Source organism: Amycolatopsis sp. NPDC089917 (genome assembly GCF_040684635.1).
Taxonomy (GTDB): domain Bacteria; phylum Actinomycetota; class Actinomycetes; order Mycobacteriales; family Pseudonocardiaceae; genus Amycolatopsis.
In genome coordinates, this window is the sequence record NZ_JBFBGL010000008.1 from 24679 (window position 1) to 43728 (window position 19050).

General features: G+C 69.1%; 16 protein-coding genes. 3 read left to right on the forward strand and 13 right to left on the reverse strand.

Annotation, left to right across the window (positions count from 1 at the left end; genetic code table 11):
• Window positions 1-77 precede the first annotated feature (77 nt).
• The 3 genes from AB0N89_RS08345 to glf are packed head-to-tail and all read right to left on the reverse strand — an operon-like array spanning window position 78 to window position 2768.
• Entirely contained in the window at window positions 78-1037 is a 960-nt protein-coding gene (locus AB0N89_RS08345; RefSeq protein WP_364201662.1) for a decaprenyl-phosphate phosphoribosyltransferase, read from the reverse strand.
• Complete coding sequence (locus tag AB0N89_RS08350; protein WP_364201665.1) at window positions 1034-1549, reverse strand: phosphatase PAP2 family protein; 516 nt, start codon at window positions 1547-1549, stop codon at window positions 1034-1036. The genes AB0N89_RS08345 and AB0N89_RS08350 overlap by 4 nt, the downstream gene beginning before the upstream one ends.
• The gene (glf, locus tag AB0N89_RS08355) at window positions 1542-2768 is read right to left on the reverse strand and encodes a UDP-galactopyranose mutase (RefSeq protein ID WP_364201668.1); all 1227 of its coding nucleotides are present in this window, start codon (window positions 2766-2768) and stop codon (window positions 1542-1544) included. Before glf ends, AB0N89_RS08350 begins: the two co-directional genes overlap by 8 nt.
• Window positions 2769-2849: 81 nt before the next feature.
• Between glf and AB0N89_RS08360 the strand changes: the two genes are divergently transcribed.
• Window positions 2850-4859 (forward strand): DUF6541 family protein, encoded by a 2010-nt coding sequence (locus AB0N89_RS08360; RefSeq protein ID WP_364201671.1) that lies wholly within the window; start codon window positions 2850-2852, stop codon window positions 4857-4859.
• 450 nt (window positions 4860-5309) lie between these two features.
• On the opposite strand, the gene AB0N89_RS08365 is transcribed toward AB0N89_RS08360, so the two are convergent.
• Window positions 5310-6203 carry an LLM class flavin-dependent oxidoreductase gene (locus tag AB0N89_RS08365; RefSeq protein WP_364201674.1) on the reverse strand — a complete coding sequence of 298 codons (894 nt, stop codon included), beginning with the start codon at window positions 6201-6203 and terminating at the stop codon, window positions 5310-5312.
• A gap of 82 nt (window positions 6204-6285) precedes the next feature.
• Between AB0N89_RS08365 and AB0N89_RS08370 the strand changes: the two genes are divergently transcribed.
• On the forward strand, window positions 6286-7086 hold the full coding sequence (locus tag AB0N89_RS08370; RefSeq protein ID WP_364201987.1) for an HAD family hydrolase: 801 nt from the start codon (window positions 6286-6288) through the stop codon (window positions 7084-7086).
• Here the strand turns inward: AB0N89_RS08370 and AB0N89_RS08375 are convergent.
• From AB0N89_RS08375 to AB0N89_RS08385, 3 genes are read right to left on the reverse strand one after another with little or no spacing between them, the layout of a single operon-like run.
• A complete protein-coding gene (locus tag AB0N89_RS08375; RefSeq protein ID WP_364201677.1) occupies window positions 7083-7817 on the reverse strand; it encodes a lysophospholipid acyltransferase family protein in 735 nt (244 codons plus the stop codon). The genes AB0N89_RS08370 and AB0N89_RS08375 overlap by 4 nt on opposite strands.
• A 53-nt stretch (window positions 7818-7870) precedes the next feature.
• A complete protein-coding gene (locus tag AB0N89_RS08380) occupies window positions 7871-9316 on the reverse strand; it encodes a hypothetical protein (protein ID WP_364201680.1) in 1446 nt (481 codons plus the stop codon).
• Window positions 9313-10917 (reverse strand): hypothetical protein, encoded by a 1605-nt coding sequence (locus AB0N89_RS08385; protein WP_364201683.1) that lies wholly within the window; start codon window positions 10915-10917, stop codon window positions 9313-9315. Before AB0N89_RS08385 ends, AB0N89_RS08380 begins: the two co-directional genes overlap by 4 nt.
• Before the next feature lie 265 nt (window positions 10918-11182).
• Here AB0N89_RS08385 and AB0N89_RS08390 point away from each other — a divergent pair, with 265 nt between their 5' ends.
• Window positions 11183-13120: a DUF6541 family protein gene (locus tag AB0N89_RS08390; protein ID WP_364201686.1), complete on the forward strand. Its 1938-nt coding sequence runs from the start codon at window positions 11183-11185 to the stop codon at window positions 13118-13120.
• 277 nt (window positions 13121-13397) lie between these two features.
• Here the strand turns inward: AB0N89_RS08390 and AB0N89_RS08395 are convergent, their stop codons facing one another.
• Genes AB0N89_RS08395 through AB0N89_RS08420 form a run of 6 tightly spaced genes read right to left on the reverse strand, consistent with a single transcriptional unit; the run spans window position 13398 to window position 19049 of the window.
• Window positions 13398-14366, reverse strand: a complete 969-nt coding sequence (locus AB0N89_RS08395) for a lysylphosphatidylglycerol synthase transmembrane domain-containing protein (protein ID WP_364201689.1) — start codon at window positions 14364-14366, stop codon at window positions 13398-13400.
• Between the two features lie 34 nt (window positions 14367-14400).
• A complete protein-coding gene (locus AB0N89_RS08400) occupies window positions 14401-15642 on the reverse strand; it encodes an acyl-CoA reductase (RefSeq protein WP_364201691.1) in 1242 nt (413 codons plus the stop codon).
• Complete coding sequence (locus AB0N89_RS08405) at window positions 15639-16691, reverse strand: acyl-protein synthetase (protein ID WP_364201694.1); 1053 nt, start codon at window positions 16689-16691, stop codon at window positions 15639-15641. The genes AB0N89_RS08400 and AB0N89_RS08405 overlap by 4 nt, the downstream gene beginning before the upstream one ends.
• Window positions 16688-18085, reverse strand: a complete 1398-nt coding sequence (locus AB0N89_RS08410) for an AMP-binding protein (RefSeq protein WP_364201697.1) — start codon at window positions 18083-18085, stop codon at window positions 16688-16690. The genes AB0N89_RS08405 and AB0N89_RS08410 overlap by 4 nt, the downstream gene beginning before the upstream one ends.
• A complete protein-coding gene (locus tag AB0N89_RS08415; protein ID WP_364201700.1) occupies window positions 18085-18810 on the reverse strand; it encodes an SDR family NAD(P)-dependent oxidoreductase in 726 nt (241 codons plus the stop codon). The genes AB0N89_RS08410 and AB0N89_RS08415 overlap by 1 nt, the downstream gene beginning before the upstream one ends.
• Window positions 18810-19049, reverse strand: coding sequence for an acyl carrier protein (locus AB0N89_RS08420; protein WP_005149592.1), 240 nt, complete (start codon window positions 19047-19049; stop codon window positions 18810-18812). Before AB0N89_RS08420 ends, AB0N89_RS08415 begins: the two co-directional genes overlap by 1 nt.
• Between the last annotated feature and the right edge of the window lies 1 nt (window position 19050).

Sequence of the window (19050 nt, forward strand, 5' to 3'; positions counted from 1 at the left end):
GGAGCGGGCGCACTACCCGCTCCCACCACCGAGGATGCGTGCGCAACCTGTGGATGCGCTGTGCCGAAGCTGTCGGATCAGAGGTAGAACGACAGGAACAGCGTGACCACCCAGCTCGCGCCGAGCACCTGGAGCACGCGGTCCTTGAGCGCGATCTCCTCCGGCTCGCCCGCGTTGCCGCCGTCGACGTCGACGGCGTAGCGCAGGACGGCGACCACGAACGGGACCATCGAGACGACCGCCCAGACCGAGTCGTGCTCGACCTGGCGGATCTCGAACGCCCACAGGCAGTACGACATGATCAGGATCGCCGCGGACGTCGCCCAGACGAACCGCAGGTAGCTCGCCGAGTACTTCTTGAGCGAAGACCGGATCTTCGCCCCGGTGCGCTCGAAGAGCATGATCTCGGCGTAGCGCTTGCCCGCTACCATGAACAGCGAGCCGAACGCGGTGACCAGCAGGAACCACTGCGAAAGCGCGATACCCGCGGCCACACCGCCGGCGATCGACCGCATCAGGAAGCCCGAGCCGACGATGGCCAGGTCGACCACCGGCTGGTGCTTGAGCCCGAAGCAGTAGCCGAGCTGGACGGCCTCGTAGACCGCCAGCACGACAGCGAGCTGCCAGCTGGCGAAGAACGAGATGCCGAGGCCGAGAGCGAAGAACACCACCGCTGAGACGTAGGCCACCGGGACCGGCACGATCCCGGCCGCGATCGGCCGGTTCCGCTTGGTCGGGTGGGCCTTGTCCGCCTCGACGTCGACGGCGTCGTTGATGAGATAGACCGAGGAGGCCACCAGCGAGAACGCCGCGAAGGCGATCAGCGCGGCGACCAGCAGGCCGGTCCGGTCCGTCGACTTCGAAAAGGCGAAGAACGGTGCGGCGAACACCAGCACGTTCTTCACCCACTGACGCGGGCGTGCCGTCTTGATGATGCCGCCGACGAGCCCGCCGGCGATCTTCTTCGGTTCGGCGGCCTCGGCCACGGGTTCTACGTCGTCGGGCTTGGAATCGGCTTTCTCGGTCGTTTCACTCATCGTCGCTTCAGCTTCCTACGTATCAAGCCGCCGACTACGCCCCCAAGGGCCGCTCCGGCCAGAACGTCGGTCGGGTAGTGGACGCCGAGCACGAGCCGCGAGGCCAGCATCGGCGGTACCAGGGCCGGGACCAGGTTACGCCCGGTCAATCCGGAGTAGAGCACCGCCGCCGCCGTGGTCGAGGTCGCGTGCGACGACGGGAAGCTCAGCTTGCTCGGCGTGGAGACCAGGACCTCGACGCTCGGGTGGTCCGGTCGCGGCCGCCTGACCACGCGTTTCACCGCGATCGACGCGGCGTGGGCGCCCACGACGCCCGCCGCCGCGACCAGCCAGTCCTTGCGGCGCTTCTTGTCGACGGCCGCCCCGACGAGCCCCAGCGCGAACCATCCCGCGCTGTGCTCGCCGAAGTGCGAAAGACCCCGTGCGGCCTTGACCGTGACGTCGCTCTTCAGGACGCCCTGGGCCTTCGACAGGACGGCCACCTCACCCGTGGGAGCGCCCTTCTCAAGCATCGAGGGACCCGTCCAGCGGCGCGCCATCGGTCAGGTGCGGCGCGATCTTGTTGTCGAACGCGGACAGCGCCGAGCCGATGGCCATGTGCATGTCGAGGTACTTGTAGGTACCGAGACGGCCGCCGAACAGCACGTTCTTGTCCCTGGCCTCGGCCTTCGCCAGCTCGCGGTAGGCCTCGAGCTTCTCGCGGTTCTCCGGGGTGTTGATCGGGTAGTACGGCTCGTCGGCCTCGCCGGCGAAGCGCGAGTACTCGCGGAACACGACCGTCTTGTCGTTCGGGTAGTGCTTGCGCTCCGGGTGGAAGTGCCGGAACTCGATGATCCGGGTGTAAGGCACTTCTTCGTCGTTGTAGTTGACCACCGAGGTGCCCTGGAAGTCACCGGTCTCGACGACCTCGGACTCGAAGTCCACCGTGCGCCAGCTGAAGCGGCCCTCGGAGTAGCCGAAGTAGCGGTCCAGCGGCCCGGTGTAGACGGTCGGGGTGCCTGCCGGGATGTGCTCGCGGACGTCGAAGTAGTCGACGTTCAGCCGCACCTCGATGTTCTCGTGCTCGGCCATCTTCTCGAGCCACGCGGTGTAGCCGTCGACCGGCAGACCCTCGTAGGTGTCGTTGAAGTACCGGTTGTCGAAGGTGTAGCGGACCGGGAGCCGGGTGATGATGTCGGCGCCGAGGTTCTTCGGGTCGTTCTCCCACTGCTTGGCCGTGTACGCCCGGATGAACGCCTCGTAGAGCGGGCGGCCGATCAGCGAGATGGCCTTCTCTTCGAGGTTCTGCGCGTTCGCGGTCTCGAACTCCGACGACTGCTTGGCGATCAGCTCACGGGCCTCGTCCGGCGTGTGCGACTTGCCGAAGAACTGGTTGATCAGGGCCAGGTTCATCGGCAGCGGGTAGACCTGCCCCTGGTACTTGCCGAACACCCGGTGCTGGTAGCCGGTGAACTCGGTGAAGCGGTTGACGTACTCCCACACACGTTTGTTCGAGGTGTGGAACAGGTGCGCACCGTAGCGGTGCACCTCGATCCCGGTCTCCGGCTCGGCTTCGGAGTAGGCGTTGCCACCGATGTGATGGCGCCGCTCCAGCACGAGGACCTTCTTGCCGAGCTCGGCCGCGGCCCGTTCGGCCACGGTCAGCCCGAAGAATCCGGACCCGACCACGATGAGGTCGTAGCCGGCGAAATCGGCTTCAGTAATCTTGTCGGGGTTCGTGTGCGCGCTCACGGGCGTCGAGGGTACGCAGGTCACCTACGTGCCCTGCACCGAGCACCGGTTTTCACCTTCGACACACACATTTGGGAAGCAGTGCCTACTCCGGACACCTTCTGGTCGTATTTCGGTGCGACCATCACGTACCTCGCCGTGCTGGCGGTCCCCGGCGGAGTCGTCGGCCGGGCCGCGGGCCTGCGCGGCTGGGCCCTCGCCGGGCTGGCCCCGCTGTTGTCCTACACGGTAACCGGGCTGGCCGGTCCGTGGCTGGCACTCGCTGGCGTGTCGTACAACCCCCTTACAGTGGCGGCCGTCACGGCCGTGCTCGCCGGGATCGGGTTCGGCCTCCGCAAGCTGGGCCAGAGCCGCGGCTGGATCAAGCCGGGCGCCGAAGAGCCGCCGACGAAGTGGCACCCGCGCGCGCACTACGCCGTCGCGGCCTGCGTCGCGCTGGCCGTCGGCATCTCGATCCTCGTGGTGCTCTCCGCCCGCGGCGGGACGACGGCGGTGTTCCAGCGCTGGGACACCGTGTTCCACGCGAACGGCATCCGCTACATCGCCGAGACCGGCGACGGCTCGCTGACCGGCATGGGCACCATCAACTGGTACCCGGACGGCTCGTTCTACCCGAACGCGTACCACCTGGTCGGCTCGCTCGTGTACTCGATCTCGGGCACGACGATCCCGGTCACGCTGAACGCCATCACCATGCCGGTCGCCGGGATCTTCGCGCTGTCGATGGTCGCCCTGATCCGCCAGCTCGGCGGGCGCGCGGTGTTCGCGGGCTGCACGGCCCTGGTGGCCGCCGCGGCCACCACCGGCGCCTACGAGTCGGTGTCCAGCGGGCTGCTGCCGTTCGCGCTGGGGATCGTGCTGACGCCGCTGGCCGTGGTCGCGCTGGCCCGGTTCCTCGCGCGGCCCGGCCTCGACACCGGCTACGTGCTCGCGCTGACCGCCGTCGGACTGCTGGCGGCGCACTCGTCGGCGTTGTTCGGCGCGCTGCTGTTCGCCTTCCCGCTGGTGGTGCAGCGCTGGTACCGCGCGCTGCGGCACAAGCCGCTCGACGGCGTGCCGGAGGGCCGCGGCGGCTGGCGGGTGATCGGCGGCGACGTCGTCAAGATGGTGCCGGTGGTGGCGGGGAGCGCGCTGCTCGCGGCGCCGCACATCCTGGGCGCGCTGAAATTCACTTCGGGTTCATACCCTTATTACGCGTGGGGCTCGCAGCTGCCGGTGCTGAAGTCGCTGGGGCTGCTGGTGACCTTCCGGCAGGTGCTGAGCGCTCCGCAGGTGTGGCTGACGGTGCTGCTGGCCATCGGTGTCCTGAGCCTGTTCAAGCTCGGCCGGATGCGCTGGGTGGGGCTTTCGGCGATCGGCTTCTCGGCACTGTTCGTGCTGGTCGCGTCGTTCGGCGCGGAGCCGTGGGTGATCTCGCTGTCCCGGCCGTGGTGGAACGACCGGTACCGCCTGATGGCGCTCGCGGCCATTCCGCTCTGCCTGCTGGCCGGGCACGGGATGGCGGAGCTGCAGCGCTGGTTCGCGAAGTGGGCGAGCGGACGGTCCTGGGTGAAGAGCCGTCCCGCGCTGCCCGCCCGGCTCGGGCTGGCGACCGCCGTGTTCGTCGTGGCCGCGTCGGCCGTGCTGACCAAGGGCTTCTACACCGAGTCGAACGCGCACGCGGTGTCGTTCCTCTACTACAACGGGCCCGAGGGCGAGGTCACCCCGCCGGTGAGCGCCGACGAGCTCGCCGCGATGAACGAGCTGACCAAGATGAACATCGGCCCGGACGAGAAGGTGCTCAACGAGCGCTTCGACGGGACGGCCTGGCTGTACGCGATCACCGGCATCCACCCGGTCGCCGGCCACTACGACCCGGGCGTGCCGCCGCCGGACGCGAAGTACCTGGCGCTGCACTTCCGGGATTACGACACCGACCCCGAGGTGCAGGCCGCGGTGAAGCGGCTGAACATCAAGCATGTGCTGATCGGGAGCACGCCGATCAAGATCGGCGAGCCGCCGGCGCCGGGGCTGCGGGACCTGGACGGGCTGAACTTCCTGCGGAAGGACTTCGGCAACGCGGGGGCGTCGATCTACACCCTGACCCGCTAGACGGTCAGGCTCGGCCGAACGGGTTCGAAGACGTGACTCGCGTGTCTGGATTCCGCACTCACGTGTTCCGCCGCTGAGCACGCGAGATCCGGCTTCGATCACGCGTGCTCGGTGCCGCGTCGGCAACGCGCCCGAAGCACCACCATCGAGCCTCAGCCCAGGGCTCTGACGTCTCGATCGCCGGGTTCGAAGACGTCACTCGCGTGATCAGACACGTGACTCGCGTGACCGGATGGACGACACGCGTGACTGGGCGGACGACCGAAGATCAAAGCCCGCGTGGTCGCGGACTGCCCCCGCCGCGACCACGCGAGCCTCAGTCCCCCATTCACCCCCGGGGTGACCCATGAGGGGCAGCCGTCGACGGCCGCGCCCACTCGCTGTACTCATCCCTCAGACGACCGCTAGGCGGAACTAGTTGAGCAAACCCGCCAATGTCACCCGATCGGCCTAGGCGTCCCGACCTTGGAGTACCGGGAGTACGTCGCTGACGACCGCTTCGAGCGTCGACTCGCGGCCGACGTAGTAGTCCCCGGACCGCGGCCAGTGCGTGACGATGTCGGTGAACCCGAGTTCACCGGCCCGCCCGGCGGCGTCGGTGAACGCGCCCACGCTGGAGAGGGAGAACACCGGCGCCGAGTCGAGGCTCAGGAACCGCTGCACGCCCGCCTTGTCCCGGCCGACGGCGTCGAGCCGCTCGTCGAAGGTCTTCACGAGTTCCGCGATGCCCTTCCACCACTCGTCCTGGGTCTCCGCCTTGACGCCGGTGGTGACCCAGCCCGCGCCGAACCGGGCGGCGAGCGTCATCGTGCGCGGGCCGTTCGCGGCCACCAGGAACGGCAGCCGGGGCCGCTGCACGCAGCCGGGCAGGTTCCGGGCGCCCTTGGCCCGGTAGTGCTCGCCCTCGAAGTCGAATCCGTCGGTCATCAGCAGCCCGTCGAGCGCCTCGACGAACTCGGCGAAGCGGTCCGTGCGCTCCTTGGCCGACAGTTCCGGGCCGTCGAGGACGGCGGCGTCGTAGTGGGTGTGCGGGACGCCGGCGCCCACGCCGAGGATGAACCGGCCGTCGGAGATGTCGTCGAGGGTGGTCAGTTCACGGGTGAACGGCACGGGGTGCCGCGCGACCGGCGACGCGACGAAGGTGCCCAGTCTGATCCGAGACGTCACCATGGCGGCCGCCGTCAACGTTGGCATCGCACTGAACCAGGGGCCGTCGACGAGGTTCCGCCAGCCGAGGTGGTCGTACGTCCAAGCGTGGTCGAAGCCGTACTCCTCGGCGGCCCGCCATTTCGGCTCGGCCGCCCACCAACGATCTTCCGGAAGGATCACGATGCCTACGCGCACACGGGGGAAGGTACTGGTCCAGACCGACCCTTCGCCCGATGGGCGGATCTTCGGCGACAATGTGCCGGTGGAAAAACCCCTCTTGATCGCCTCCGACGTCGACGGAACCCTGCTCGGCCCGATGGAGGCCCTGACCGAACGCACGATCGAGACCGTCCGGCGCGTCACCGAGGACGGGGTCCCGTTCGTGCTGGTCAGCGGCCGTCCGCCGCGCTGGATCGCCCCGATCGCGGGCCCGCTGGACCTGACCGGGTACGCGGTCTGCGCGAACGGCGCGGTGCTGTACGAGATCGGGACGGACCGGATCGTGGCCGTCCACGGCATGCTGGAGCCCACACTGCTGCACGACGCCGTGAGTGCTCTTGATCACGCTCTTCCCGGCTGCCGGTACGCCGCGGAGCGGATCGGCGGGTCCGCGCAGGACCCGGAGATGCGCAATTTCGTGATCGAACCGGACTACCACAACCCGTGGGGCGACAACGAGGGCACGCAGGCGCCGCGGGCCGAGGTGCTCGGGCATCCGGCGATCAAGCTGATGATCAGCAGGCGCGGGATGACCTCGGACGAGATGGCGCGGGCGGCGCGCGAGGTGCTCGAAGGTTCGGTCGACATCACCTACTCGACGAACGCCGGCCTGATCGAGGTCTCCGCGCACGGCGTCACCAAGGCGACCGGGCTGGCCGAGGTCGCCGAGCGGCTGGGCGTCCCAGCCGAGCGGGTGATCGCGTTCGGGGACATGCCCAACGACATCGAGATGCTCGGCTGGGCCGGGCACGGGGTGGCGATGGCGAACGCGCACCGCCACGTCCTGGACGTCGCCGACGAGGTGACCGCGCCGAACTCCGAGGACGGCGTCGCGCAGGTGCTCGAACGCTGGTTCTAGCGGCCTTCGCGGTCGAGCCTGGCGGCTTCTTCCGGCGTCGGCGCGGTGCCGCCGAGGTGCGCGGGCAGCCACCAGCGCTCGTCGTCGGAGCCCGGCTTCTCCGGGTAGCCCGCCTGGACCCGGTCCACGAGCGCGGACATCCGCACGCGAAGGTCCTTCGAGAGGACTTCGGCGTCCTCTTCGGCCTTCGGGTGCATCGGCTCGCCGACGAGGATCGAGATCGGGACGTGGCGTTTGGTGAGGTCCTTCGGCCGGCCCTTGGTCCACAGCCGCTGCGTGCCCCACAGCGCCATCGGCACGACCGGGACGCCAGCTTCGGCGGCCATTCGCACGGCGCCGGACTTGATGTCCTTCACGGTGAAGGACCGGCTGATCGTGGCTTCGGGGAACACCCCGACGACCTCTCCGGCCTTCAGGCGCTCGACGGCTTCGCGGTACGACGCGAGCCCGGCGCCGCGATCGACGGAGATGTGGTGCATGCCGCGCATGAGCGGTCCGGCGATCCGGTTGGTGAAGATCTCCTTCTTCGCCATGAACCGGACGAGGCGCTTCGCCGGCTGCGCGCCGAGCCCGCAGAAGATGAAGTCGAGATAGGACACGTGGTTGCAGGCGATGACCGCCCCGCCCGTCGACGGGATGTGCTCGGTCCCCTCCACCCGGATGCGGTTGTCCAGCACCCGGAACATCAGCTTCGCCGCCATGATGACGGGCGGGTAAACGAGTTCGGCCATTCGTTCAGGTTACGCTACCGTAGGGTAACCAACCTACGGTCGCGTAGGTCACATCACTCGAAGCGCTCCTGGCGCGCGAAAGTCACCAGCGCGAGGACGACGCCGAGCAGCGTGCAATACAGGGCGATGACCTGGTGCTTGACGTTCTCCAAGCCGTCGCCCAAGGCGGCCAGCGCGAACTGTCCGGCGGCGACGGCGAGCAGGAATCCCAGCGCGACGCCCACCGCGTCACGTCGTGTCTTCCAGCCACGCCAGGCGAGCAGGAACCAGATCGGCAGCAGGGCGAAGAAACCCAGTGGCGCCAAGAGTTTCGTGATGGTCGACGCCACCGGGACGCGGTGTTCCTGCGCCTCCGGGGCGAATCCGGCCGATTGGTCGAAGCTGCCGAGGTAGGGCGGCCGAGCGGTGAGCAGATCGCCCGCCGCGCGATCCAGGATTCCGATGGTCCGCCCGGGATGTGTCGCGAAGTACTCGACGACGTTGCGCCTGCTGATCTGTTCCCGGTATTTCGGGTACTCGGGATCCGTCGTCGCGGGCTTCGGATGCCACCAGCCGTTGCCGGCGTACTGGCCGAACGAAGCGGGCAGTCCCAGCGCGGCGAGGTCGGCCCCGGTGTCGTGCCGACCGTCCACAATGGTCAGGAAGATCGTGTTGAACATGTTGATCTCGCGCGAATCGTCGCCGGGACGCGCGGCGAGTGAGCCGTCGGGCAGCTTCGCCGGTTCGACGGTCTGCTGCGCGTAGGCCGTGCCTCCGGCGAGCGCGCCGACGACGAACACGACGGGAAGCCAACGCTTCGAACCGCTGACGCCGGCGGGGCGGACGAGCGACGCGGCGAGCGCGAGCAGCGGCAGGATCATCAGGGTCTGGACTTTGGCGTTGACCGCGATGAGGCCGCCGAAGAGAAGCACGGCCAGGCCCGCGTAGCGCCACCATCCGGGCCGCGCGGCGACCAGCAGGCCGCCGACGGCGAGCAGCAGTCCGAGGAACGCGGCGCCTTCGCCGAGCACGGAGGCGAAGTACCCGAAGAACGCGGAGTCCGCGACGACCAGCAGCAGCCCCGCGGCCGCGAAACCGCGGACGCGACGCGAATACGGCAGTCCGACGACGATCAGCGCGACCGCCGCGGCGGCGAGCACGCTGGTGAGCACGCCGAGCACGACCAGGCTGAGCGTCGATTCGAGGCCGAGCAGCCCGCCGATCCACCGCGCGATCCGCGCGAACCAGCTCTGGGTCAGGAGATACGTGGCGTCGCATTCGCCCACCGGCGCGGTGTACGCGAGGTGCACGAACGGCTCCGGTTTGCCCTTCCACGGGATGCCCGCGCCGCACAGCACGCGGAAGCCGTCGCCGTTGTCGGACATCCCGATCGGCCTCGGCACGAGGAAGCGGACGAGCAGCACGGTGAGCGCGGCGGCGAACACACCGAAGCCGAACAGGCGAGAGCTTGCTTCAAGCACCGCCGGCCGGCTGGGGGAAACGCGTTCGTCGACACTCACGAAGGGCACGGTACGTGGCGGAAATCGGGTGAGCGGTCGAGGGCCGCCCTCACCGAACGCTCGACGTCGGCCCGCAGGAAGACGGTGAGCCACGACGACGTTCCTTCGCGCGCGAAGGTCGCGACGCGGTACCTCGCCGCGTACGCCGGGTCGATCACGCAGGACTGCGTCGACGAATAGCCGCTGTCGGTGACGACGGCGATCGTCGGGTGTCTTCGCGTGACGACGGCCTCGCCCGCTTCCTCGCTCTGGCCTCGGACGCCGACGATCTGCAGCTGCGTCCCGGCGTGGTACGACAGCACGCCGGGCGCGGAGGTGCTCACGACCGAACCGGGCGGCAGGTAGACGTCGAGCCAGCGGCCGATCTCCTCCAGCTGAGCGCCGTGGTCGTGCCAGGCGCGTACGCGGGCCAGCATCTCCGGGCTGAACACCGAGACCAGCACCGCGAGCCCGGACAGCGCCAGCGCGGCGGCGGGCATCAGCCGCTGGAGCCTCGGCCGCGGCCGAGGGCTCGGTTTCGAGGTCAGCACGCCGTAGACCGACACGGCCGCCACCGAAAGCAGCGGCGGGATCGGCGCGAGCAGACGCCAGGCCGGTCTCGCGTCGCCGCCGAAGTAGACCACGAACCCGGTGATCACGACGGCCGTGACGAGCATCAGCCAGGCCAGCGACCTGGCCTCGGCCTCATGCGGTGCCCGGCCCGTGCGGCGCAGCGACAGCGCCACCACCGCGACCAGGCCGAGCAGCAGGAATCCCTGGTGGACCACCGAGAAACCCGACAGGTAGTGCCACCCCCGATCGATCCGATCCGGGATGTCGAGGTCGAAGGGGATGACGACCGACGTCGGCAGGACGTGGTCGTAGTAGGTCATCCGCCACGCCGTCCACGGCGCGGCGAAGACGAGCCCGCCGAGCAGCCAGCCCGCCGGGGACCACCAGGTGTAGCGGCCGCGCAGCGCGGCGACGACCAGCCAGCCGCCGACGAGTATCGCGAGCAGGACGCCCGCTGGGCGCGTCATCATCGCGAAGGCGACGAGCACGCCCGCGACGACCGGACGCCGGGCCGCGAGCGCGGCGAAGACCCCGAACACGAGCAGCACGAACAACGGCGTCTCGGTACCGGATCCGCCGTACGCGGCGAGGCCGCCGGCACCCGCGACGAGGACCGCGGCGGCCACTCCGGAGGCCGGGCGCGGCTCCCCCGCGGCCCGCTCGACCACCCGGTTCACCGTCACGTGCGCGAGCAGGACGGCGCCGAGGGTGGCGAGGACGCCGAGCACGATCGCGGAGGTTTCGATATCGGCGTCGAAAGCGGCCTTCGGCAACGCGATCGCGATCATCCAAAGGAAATTCGCGTAACCCTCGATCCGTTCGCCGGTGTTGAACACCGGACCATTGCCGTCGGCGATGTTCTGGGCGTAGCGGAAAGTGATGTACGCGTCTTCCGCGATGGTCGAAAACAGCAGCTGATGCGCCGCGGAGAAACCGAGGGCGAGCACCAGCGCGACGGTGCGCCACCTCTTGTCGGTGCTGATCTTGGGCCAGGCCACCAGGACGAAGATCGCGAGTACGGCCCAGGCGACGACAAGCGCGATCACCACCTGATCCCCCACCCTCCCGGGCCGAGCCGCTCCGTGTGCGAAAAGACTACGGTCAAGTATCGATCGCCGCGCCAGTGTGTTTCTTTCGGCGCAGTCAATTGACACGAACGGGTGAGCCAGGTGTGCGCGGAGTAGCCCGCGTTCCGCCGAATTCCCCATCGGGACGTGACTCCTTCGGGTAACGCCCCTCAGCCGTTAATCTGGTTTCCCATTCCGTTCCGCACCTCGGGGGTCTCGTGCGGATTCCCCACCCCGAGGAAGCCTTGTGCCCACCCAGACCTCCCTCCTGACCGACGTTCTCACGGTCTGTGTCGCACTGCTCGTCATCGGCTTGCCCGGTCTGCTCACCGGCTTCGCCGCCGGCCTGCGCGGCTGGGTGCTCGCGGGGATGACGCCGCTGCTGAGCTACGCCATCGGCGGGCTCGCCGGGCCATGGGCGGCCGCGCTCGGGCTCCCGTTCACGCCGGTGACCTACGCGGTGGCGACGATCTTGTTCACCGGTGCCGCCCACGGCCTGCGACGGCTCACGCTGCGCCGCTGGCCGCCCGCGCCGGAGGAACCGCTGTGGGGCCGGTCCGGACACCTCGCCGTCGGGGCGTGCCTGCTGCTGGCGGCCGCCGTCGGGATGTACGCGGTGGTCCGCGGGATGGGCAGATGGGACGCCATCCCGCAGGGGTTCGACGCCGTCTATCACGCGAACGGCGTCCGGCAGATCGCCGAGACCGGCGACGGCAGCCTGTTCGGCACCGGCGAGGTCAACTGGTACGGCGACGCGGCGCCGGTGTTCTACCCCAACGCGTACCACCTGCTGGCGTCCGTGGTGTACCTGCTCAGCCCGGCGAGCATCCCGCTGACGCTGGACGTGAACACCGCGCTGCTGCCCGCGTTGCTGGCGTTGTCGCTGGTCACGATGGTGCGCGTGTTCCGGGGGCGCGCGGTGTTCGCGGGCGCGGTCGCGCTCGTCTCCATCGCCCCGGTGATGAGCCTGTACGAATCGATGAGCAGGGGACCTTTGCTCCCGTTCCTGCTCGGCCTCGCGCTGACCCCGCTGGCCGCCGTCGCGGTGAAGCGCTACCTCGACCGCCCCGCGCCCGACACCGGCTTCGTGCTGCTGATCGGCGCCGTCGGGCTGCTGTGCGTGCACTCGTCGGCGCTGTTCGGCGCGATCCTGTTCGCCGGGCCGCTGCTGCTGCAACGCTGGGTCGCGCCGGGTGAGCGGTGGCGGCGGATCGGACGGGACCTGCGCGCGCTGGCGATCGTCGGCGTCGTCGCGGTCGTCGTGGCGGGGCTGCAGCTGTTCGGCGCGATCGGCCTCGCGAACGGCGAGGTGCCCTACCGCAGCTGGCCGGTCGAATGGCGGGCGACGACGGCGCTCGGCGCGCTGCTGGGCTTCCAGCACTACGAGCCGTACCCGCAGATCTGGCTTTCGGCCGCGCTGCTGCTGGGCTTCATCTTCTTCTCGCGGGCGGGCGCGCTGCGGTGGATCGGCGTGACGGCGTTGATCACCGGACTCGCCTACATCGCGGTGACGTCGTCGGAGCAGCCCGTCGTGCTGGCGCTGTCCCGGCCGTGGTGGAACGACCCGTACCGGTTCATGTCGATGGCGGCGGTCCCGCTGTCGATCATCGCGGCGCACGGTCTCGCCGAGACGCAGGCGTGGCTGCGGGACAGCGTGACGCTCCGGAAGTTGCCCGCGTTCGTCGTCGCGCTGGCGGTGTTCGGCGGGTTCGCTTTCCTGAGCAATGGTTTCTACGCGCGGTCCAACGCGGCGAAGGTCGCGACCGGCTACGCGAACACGCCCGGGATCGACCCGCACAAGCTGCCGGTGAGCCCGGACGAGGTCGTCGCGATGGAGAAGCTCGCCGGCTTCGTGAAGCCCGGCGAGCGCGCGCTCAACGACCGGCTGGACGGGACGGTGTGGACTTACGCGCTCTCCGGCGTCCGCACGACCTCCGGGCATTTCGACGAGACGCTGGCGCCGTCGGACGCGCGGCTGCTGGAGTGGCACTTCCGGGAGTACCCGTCGAACCCCGGCGTGCGGGCGGCGGTGGCGCGGCTGAACGTGCGGTGGGTGATCCTCGGGCAGTACGGCTACCCGACGGGCGCCCCGCGGCAGGCCGGGCTGCGCGATCTGGAGGGGCTGAACTTCGTGACCGAGGTGTACCGCAACTCCGGCGCGGTGATCTACCGGCTGAACCCCTGACGCGCCTCCCGCAATCAGTCACCTACTGGCGGTCGTAGGCGGCGAAGTCACAGGCAGGGCGTGTCGCGAAAGCCACTTTCGGGACGTCTGACGTCGCGAAAGTGGCTTTCGCGACACGCCCGCACCCCCGGGACGTCGCCCCAGGTAGTAAAGGCCGCCTTCACTACCTTGAGGGTAAGTAAGGAGGCCTTCACGGACTTGTGTCGAGGTGCTTCGTGAGCGAGCGCGTTGCGACGGGTGAGGCGAGAGCCGCAAGTAGTCGACTAAACGCGCGAGGTCAGCGGGAAGTCACGAGGCGGGCCGAGAGGGCGGCGGCGCCGGCCGTGATCAGGTCGGCGACGGTGAACATGACGCGCGAGGCGATGGCGAACGCCGTCGCCTGGCCGACGGTGAGGCCCGACGCCGTCAGCACGGCGACCTGCGCGACCTCGCGGACGCCGACCCCGCTGGGCAGGATGAACGCGAACGTCCCGACGGTCATCGCGACCGCCATCGCGCCGACGCACAGCACGAAGCCGCTGAAGCCCGGCGTGCCGACGGAGTTCGCCAGCAGCCACAGGTGCACGCCCTGCAACGCCCAAGCGGCCGTCGACGAGCCGAAGACCTTCCCGACGACCGACCAGCTCAGCCGGTGGTCGAGCGGCGGGCGGCGCAGGATCCGCAGCACGAGCGACGTGCCCCAGGTGAGCACGCGCGGGTGCAGCATCGCCAGCCCGACCGGGATGAGCACGAACAGCCACATCGCGCGCGGGCTGTTGCTGAACACCGCGGGGGCCGCGAGCAGCGAGACGACCAGCGCGGACACCACTCCGACGCCGAGCTGGATCAGCGAGCCGGTGAAGATCCGGGCCCTGGCGAGCCCGGCCTTGCGGCCCAGTTCCATCTGCAGCAGGTACGCCCACACCGAACCCGGCACGTACTTGCCGAGCGAGCCGACGAGGCAGATCTGCGCGCCCCTCGCGTAGCCGATCGGCTTGCCGAGGTCGTCGACCATGACCTGCCAGCCGTAGGTCGACACCATGATCGCGGCGATGAGCGCGAGCAGGCTCAAGGTGGAGGATTCCCACGCGACCTCGGACAAGGTCCGCCAGAATTCACCCCAATTGGTGACGAGCGTCTTCGCCGCGAATGCGACGACCAGCAGGATGGCGACCCAGCGGACGACGTCGAGGATCTTCGCCTTGGTGGATTTCGGCTGTTTTACAGTTACCGAAGTGTCCTCTTCGGGCGTTTCGACGGTCGTCACTGAACCTCCTCTGCTGCTACCTCGTAACCGCAGGTCAGGCCTGCACGGTCACCAAGCGGCTGAACTCGGTCAGCAGATCGTAGCCGTCCCAAACCGCGGAGAACGTCAGGGCCGATCCGAAGGGAACGACACGGTCGACGCCGCGGCCCGCCAATTCCGTCACGAATTGCGTCAATTCCTCTTTGCTGAAGCCGAATTGACCGACGGTTTGATCTTTGCGGAGGACGATCGGGACGAGGTCGGAAAGCGTGTCGACCCGCGCGTTGGCGAAAGTGCCGGCGCCGAGCCATTCGCGCGGCAGGATCGCGGGGTCGGCCAGCTCCAGCGTCGCAAGGCCGTTGCCCTGGAAGTCGATGCCGTTGACGAGCCCGTCGACGGCCGCGCCGTACGCCGAGACCCGCTTCTGGACGGCCATCGCGGGCTCGGTGACGTGCTGTTTCGTAGCCAGCACCTCGGCGAGCAGCTTCCGGAACTCCTGTCCGGCTTCGCGGGCGCCCTCTTCTTCGCCGACCCAGAACACCGCGCGCGGTGACGAGCAGGCTGCCTGGTCGAACCAGTACGAGTCGTTGTAGAAGCCCTCGGCGGCACCGCGGCGCTCGGCCTCGGAGGCGTTCTGCCAGCCGCGCACCGACGCGACCGCGAACGACGACCGGTCCGGGAAGGTCAGGTCGCGCGCGTGCGGCGCCAGCGGGTACTTGCGCAGCGCCGCGACCGACGCGTCACCGCCCCAGATGACCCGCAGGTCCGCGGCGACCGACAGCGCGCCGCTGATCGCGTCGCTGCGGTCGTAGGTGACCATGCGCTGGGTCGCGGTGATCGCGGCGGCGGTGTCCGCGTCCACTTCGGACAGTGCCGCGTTCAGGGCCTCCAGCACCGTTTCGGCGGCACCGGCCGAACGCGAGGACACGCGGACGACGTTGTGGTTGCCTGCCAGCGCGGAAAGCGCCCACGAGTACACGAAGATCGTGTCGACGTTGGCGGGCGGGACGTGGAAGACCAGCCCGCGCGGGAAGCGCAGCGCGTCACCCGAAGTCTCCAAAGTGGACAGTGCCTTCGCGATCTCTCCCTTGCGCAGGAAGAAACCGAGCGACGCCAGCTCCGGGAAGCGGCGAGCCGTCGCGGGCGCGAGCAGTTTGCGCGCGAACTTCGTCAGGAACTCGACGACACGCGGGTCGCCCACCCGCAGCCGTCCGCCGACGGGCTCGGCCCGCAGCTCTTCGACCAACGAGGAGACCTCGATCGCGTCGCCGAGCGGAAAACGCTGGTTGAGAGTCATGCCGCCGCCCCCTGGAAGGTGTCCGAGCAACCGCGGGCCTCGGCCTTGGGCAGCCTGCCCATGACGGAGAAGTGCTTGCCCGGCCAGTCGCCGTCGTCGATCCCGTTGTAGACACCGAGGTCCTCGGTGAGCAGGACGTGGCCCGGGTAGGAGTGCGGCAGCGTGCTGACGACCTCGATCACGCCCGGCTCGCCGACCGGCTGCTCTTCCCAGGTCTCCGGGTTCCGGATCACGACATCCGCGAAATCGGGGCAGTACAGCGAGTTCCCGGACGGGCCTTCGAGGAACACGGTGCCGATCTGCTCGATCATCCCGTAGTAGTTGTGGATCCGGGTGAGCCCGGTGTCCTCTTTGAAGCGACGCCGGAACTCGGTGTTGTCCACCGCGCGGTCGATCAGCTTCTTCCAGCCGCCCGAGTGGATCAGGATCCCGTTCGACAGGTCCAGCTTGTGCTCACGGGCGACCTCGTAGAGGTACTGCCACACCATGAAGGTGAAACCGAAGATCAGGAACGGCTTGTCGCCGTAGGTCGCGAGGAACGTCTTGACCGCTTCGACGTCCGGCTCGTCGTTCTCGTCGAGCACGTAGGTGTGCTTGCGGCCGAAGTTCGCCATGCCCAGCACGCCCGCGCCGCGCGCGGAGAAGGAGCGGCGGTTCTTGATGATGCCGATCGTGTCGACCATCAGCATCGGCAGCCGCTCGTTGCCGAGGACTTCCTGCAGCGTGGCGCCGAGCTGCTTGGTCTGCGCGCCGGCCGCGGCCTTGTCCAGGTAGATCCGCGACGCGCCCGCGCCGGTGGTGCCCGACGACGTCAGCGTCTTGAAGATCTCGGACTCGGGGATGCTGCGCAGGTCGTGCGTCTTGAACATCCGCACCGGCAGCCACGGCAGATCCGCGATGGAGGCGAACTCCGCGTCCCGCGCGATGCCGAGCGACGAGAGGATGCGGTCGTAACCTTCGGAGTTGTCGCGGTGGTGCGCGGTGAGCTCGGCGAGCTGCGGAAGCAAGTGCTTCTCACGCTCGGCCTGAGACAACGTAAAGACGCTCATACCTGGGCCTCCAGCGACCGGTAGTCGATCTTGCCGCTGGCGAGCAACGGCACGGTGTCGATGGGGCGGACGTCGAACCCGCTCGTGTGCAGGTGCAGCCGCTCGGACAGCGCCTTCGCGGCGTCCTTGCAGATGTCCTTGTCGGCGCCTTCGGCGAACAGGACGACCTTGTCCCCTGCCGGGACGGCGGCCACGACGTCGATCCCCACCGAGGCAGAACGCACGGCGTGCTCGAGATCATCCAGGCTGACGCGGTTGCCGAAGACCTTGCCGATCCGCTTGAGGCGGCCGGTGATGTAGAGGAACCCGTCCTCGTCGAGGTAACCGAGGTCGCCGGTGGCCAGGACGCCGCCGTATTCGTCGCCCGCGGCCAGCCCGGCCTCGTCCTCGGCGTAGCCCATCATCACGTTGGGCCCGCGGTAGACGACCTCGCCGACGATCTTCGGATGCGTGGTCTCGGAACCGTCCTCGCGCCGGACGGCGAACGAGCCGCCGGGCAGCGCGGGCCCGGCCGAACCGAGCTTCTCCGCGAGCCGTTCCGCCGGGACGGTGGTCATCCGCGGGGCGGCCTCGGTCTGCCCGTACATGACGAACATCCGGCCGCCGACCTCGCGGATCTTGTCGTTGAACTGGGCGACGAGGTCGTCCCGCAGCTTGCCGCCCGCCTGGGTCAGCGTGCGCAGCGTCGGGTACTTCGCCGGGTCGAACTTGAGGCGACGCAGCATCTCGTAGTGGTACGGCACGCCCGCGAGCGAGGTGACCTTGTGCTCGTTGACGGCGTCCCAGAACCCGCGTCCGAGCACACCGGACGGCTCGATGACGACGGTCGCGCCGCGGAGGAGGTGGGAGTTCAGCACGGACAGGCCGTAGCTGTAGTGCAGCGGCAGGCTGGTCGGCGCGATCTCGTCGCGGTCGATGCCGAGCACCTGCGCGATCGCGTCCGCGTTGGCGAACACCGCGCCACGCGAGAGCCGGACCAGCTTCGGGTTGCCGGTGGAACCGCTGGTCGGCAGCAGGATCGCGAGATGCGGATGCGGCTCGACCCCTTCGGCGGACTCCCGGACCCAGTGGCCGTCGGAGACGCCGTACCCCTCGGGTGCGGGCGCGTCCGGCGCGGACAGCACGGCGGCCGGGCGGAAACGCTCGATGAGCCCCGCCAGGACGTCGGCGTCCAGCGCCGGATCGATCAGCGCGATCGCGCGGCCGGCCTCGAACGCGCCGAGGTAGTTCAGCACGCTCGCGAGGTCCACCGACATCCGCGCGAACAGCGCGCCCGGCGGCAGCAGCCCCAGGGCGGCTCCCACGCGGGTGACCTCGGCGTCGAGTTCCTCGCCCGCGAGCGTTTTGCCGCTCGTGACGTCGATCAGTCGTGCACCCACACCCAGCAGGGTCATTACAGAACAAGTCCTCCGTCGATGCCCAGCACCTGGCCGGTGATGAACGAAGCGTCATCACTGACGAGGAACCGGATCGCGTTCGCCACGTCCTCGGGAGTCCCGAGCCGTCCGAGAGGCGTCTTGCCGATGTTCTCGGCCTTCGCGTCCTCCGTCAGGCCCGAGGTCAGGTCGGTGTCGATGACGCCGGGCGCCACCGCGTTGACCCGGATCCCGGAGCGGCCGAGTTCCTTCGCCGCCGAACGCGCGATGTTCGCCACAGCCGCCTTCGACGCCGCGTACACCGTCTGACCGGCGCTTCCGTGCTCGCCGACGATCGAAGCCAGCACCACGATGGCGCCGGTCTTCTTGCGCATCATCGCCCTGGCCGCGGCTTGGACGGTGTGCAGCGTGCCGGCGACGTTCGTGCTCAGCGTGGTGTCGACGAGCTCCTCGCGGATCATGCCGAGGAGCGCGTCCTCCATGATCCCGGCGTTGGCGACCACGATGTCGAGCTTGCCGTGCTCCTTGGCCACGCCGCGGACCAGCGTCGACACGGCCTTGGCGTCGGTGACGTCCAGCGCGAGCCCCCTAGCCGCCCCCGCCGCGGCCGCCGCTTCCTTGGCCTTGGCCTCGTCGCGGCCGGTCAGCACCACGGTGGCGCCCGCCTCGGCGAGCGCCCGCGCGGTGGCCAGGCCGATGCCCCGGGTACCCCCGGTGACCAGGGCGACCTTGCCGTCCAGCATCACTTGGACTGCAGGTCGGTCACCATGTCGACGGCGACCTTGAAGCTGGACATGTCGATCACCTGGTCGGTGTCGAATTCCACATCGAACTCGTCCTCGATGGCCGCGACCAGCGCCATGTGACCGACCGAGTCCCACGCCTCGATGTCGCGGTACTTCAGGTTCTCGACGTCGACTTCGCCATCGAGGTCCAGCGCCTCGACGAAGACCTCACGCAGCTTGCCGGCGACTTCCGCCATC

Bases quoted from the DNA above. Each gene is read 5' to 3' on its own strand.
- AB0N89_RS08345 (WP_364201662.1), bottom strand. From the start codon at position 1,037: ATGAGTGAAACGACCGAGAAAGCCGATTCCAAGCCCGACGACGTAGAA.
- AB0N89_RS08350 (WP_364201665.1), bottom strand. From the start codon at position 1,549: ATGCTTGAGAAGGGCGCTCCCACGGGTGAGGTGGCCGTCCTGTCGAAG.
- AB0N89_RS08375 (WP_364201677.1), bottom strand. From the start codon at position 7,817: ATGGCCGAACTCGTTTACCCGCCCGTCATCATGGCGGCGAAGCTGATG.
- AB0N89_RS08400 (WP_364201691.1), bottom strand. From the start codon at position 15,642: ATGACTCTCAACCAGCGTTTTCCGCTCGGCGACGCGATCGAGGTCTCC.
- AB0N89_RS08405 (WP_364201694.1), bottom strand. From the start codon at position 16,691: ATGAGCGTCTTTACGTTGTCTCAGGCCGAGCGTGAGAAGCACTTGCTT.
- AB0N89_RS08410 (WP_364201697.1), bottom strand. From the start codon at position 18,085: ATGACCCTGCTGGGTGTGGGTGCACGACTGATCGACGTCACGAGCGGC.
- AB0N89_RS08415 (WP_364201700.1), bottom strand. From the start codon at position 18,810: ATGCTGGACGGCAAGGTCGCCCTGGTCACCGGGGGTACCCGGGGCATC.
- AB0N89_RS08420 (WP_005149592.1), bottom strand. From the start codon at position 19,049: ATGGCGGAAGTCGCCGGCAAGCTGCGTGAGGTCTTCGTCGAGGCGCTG.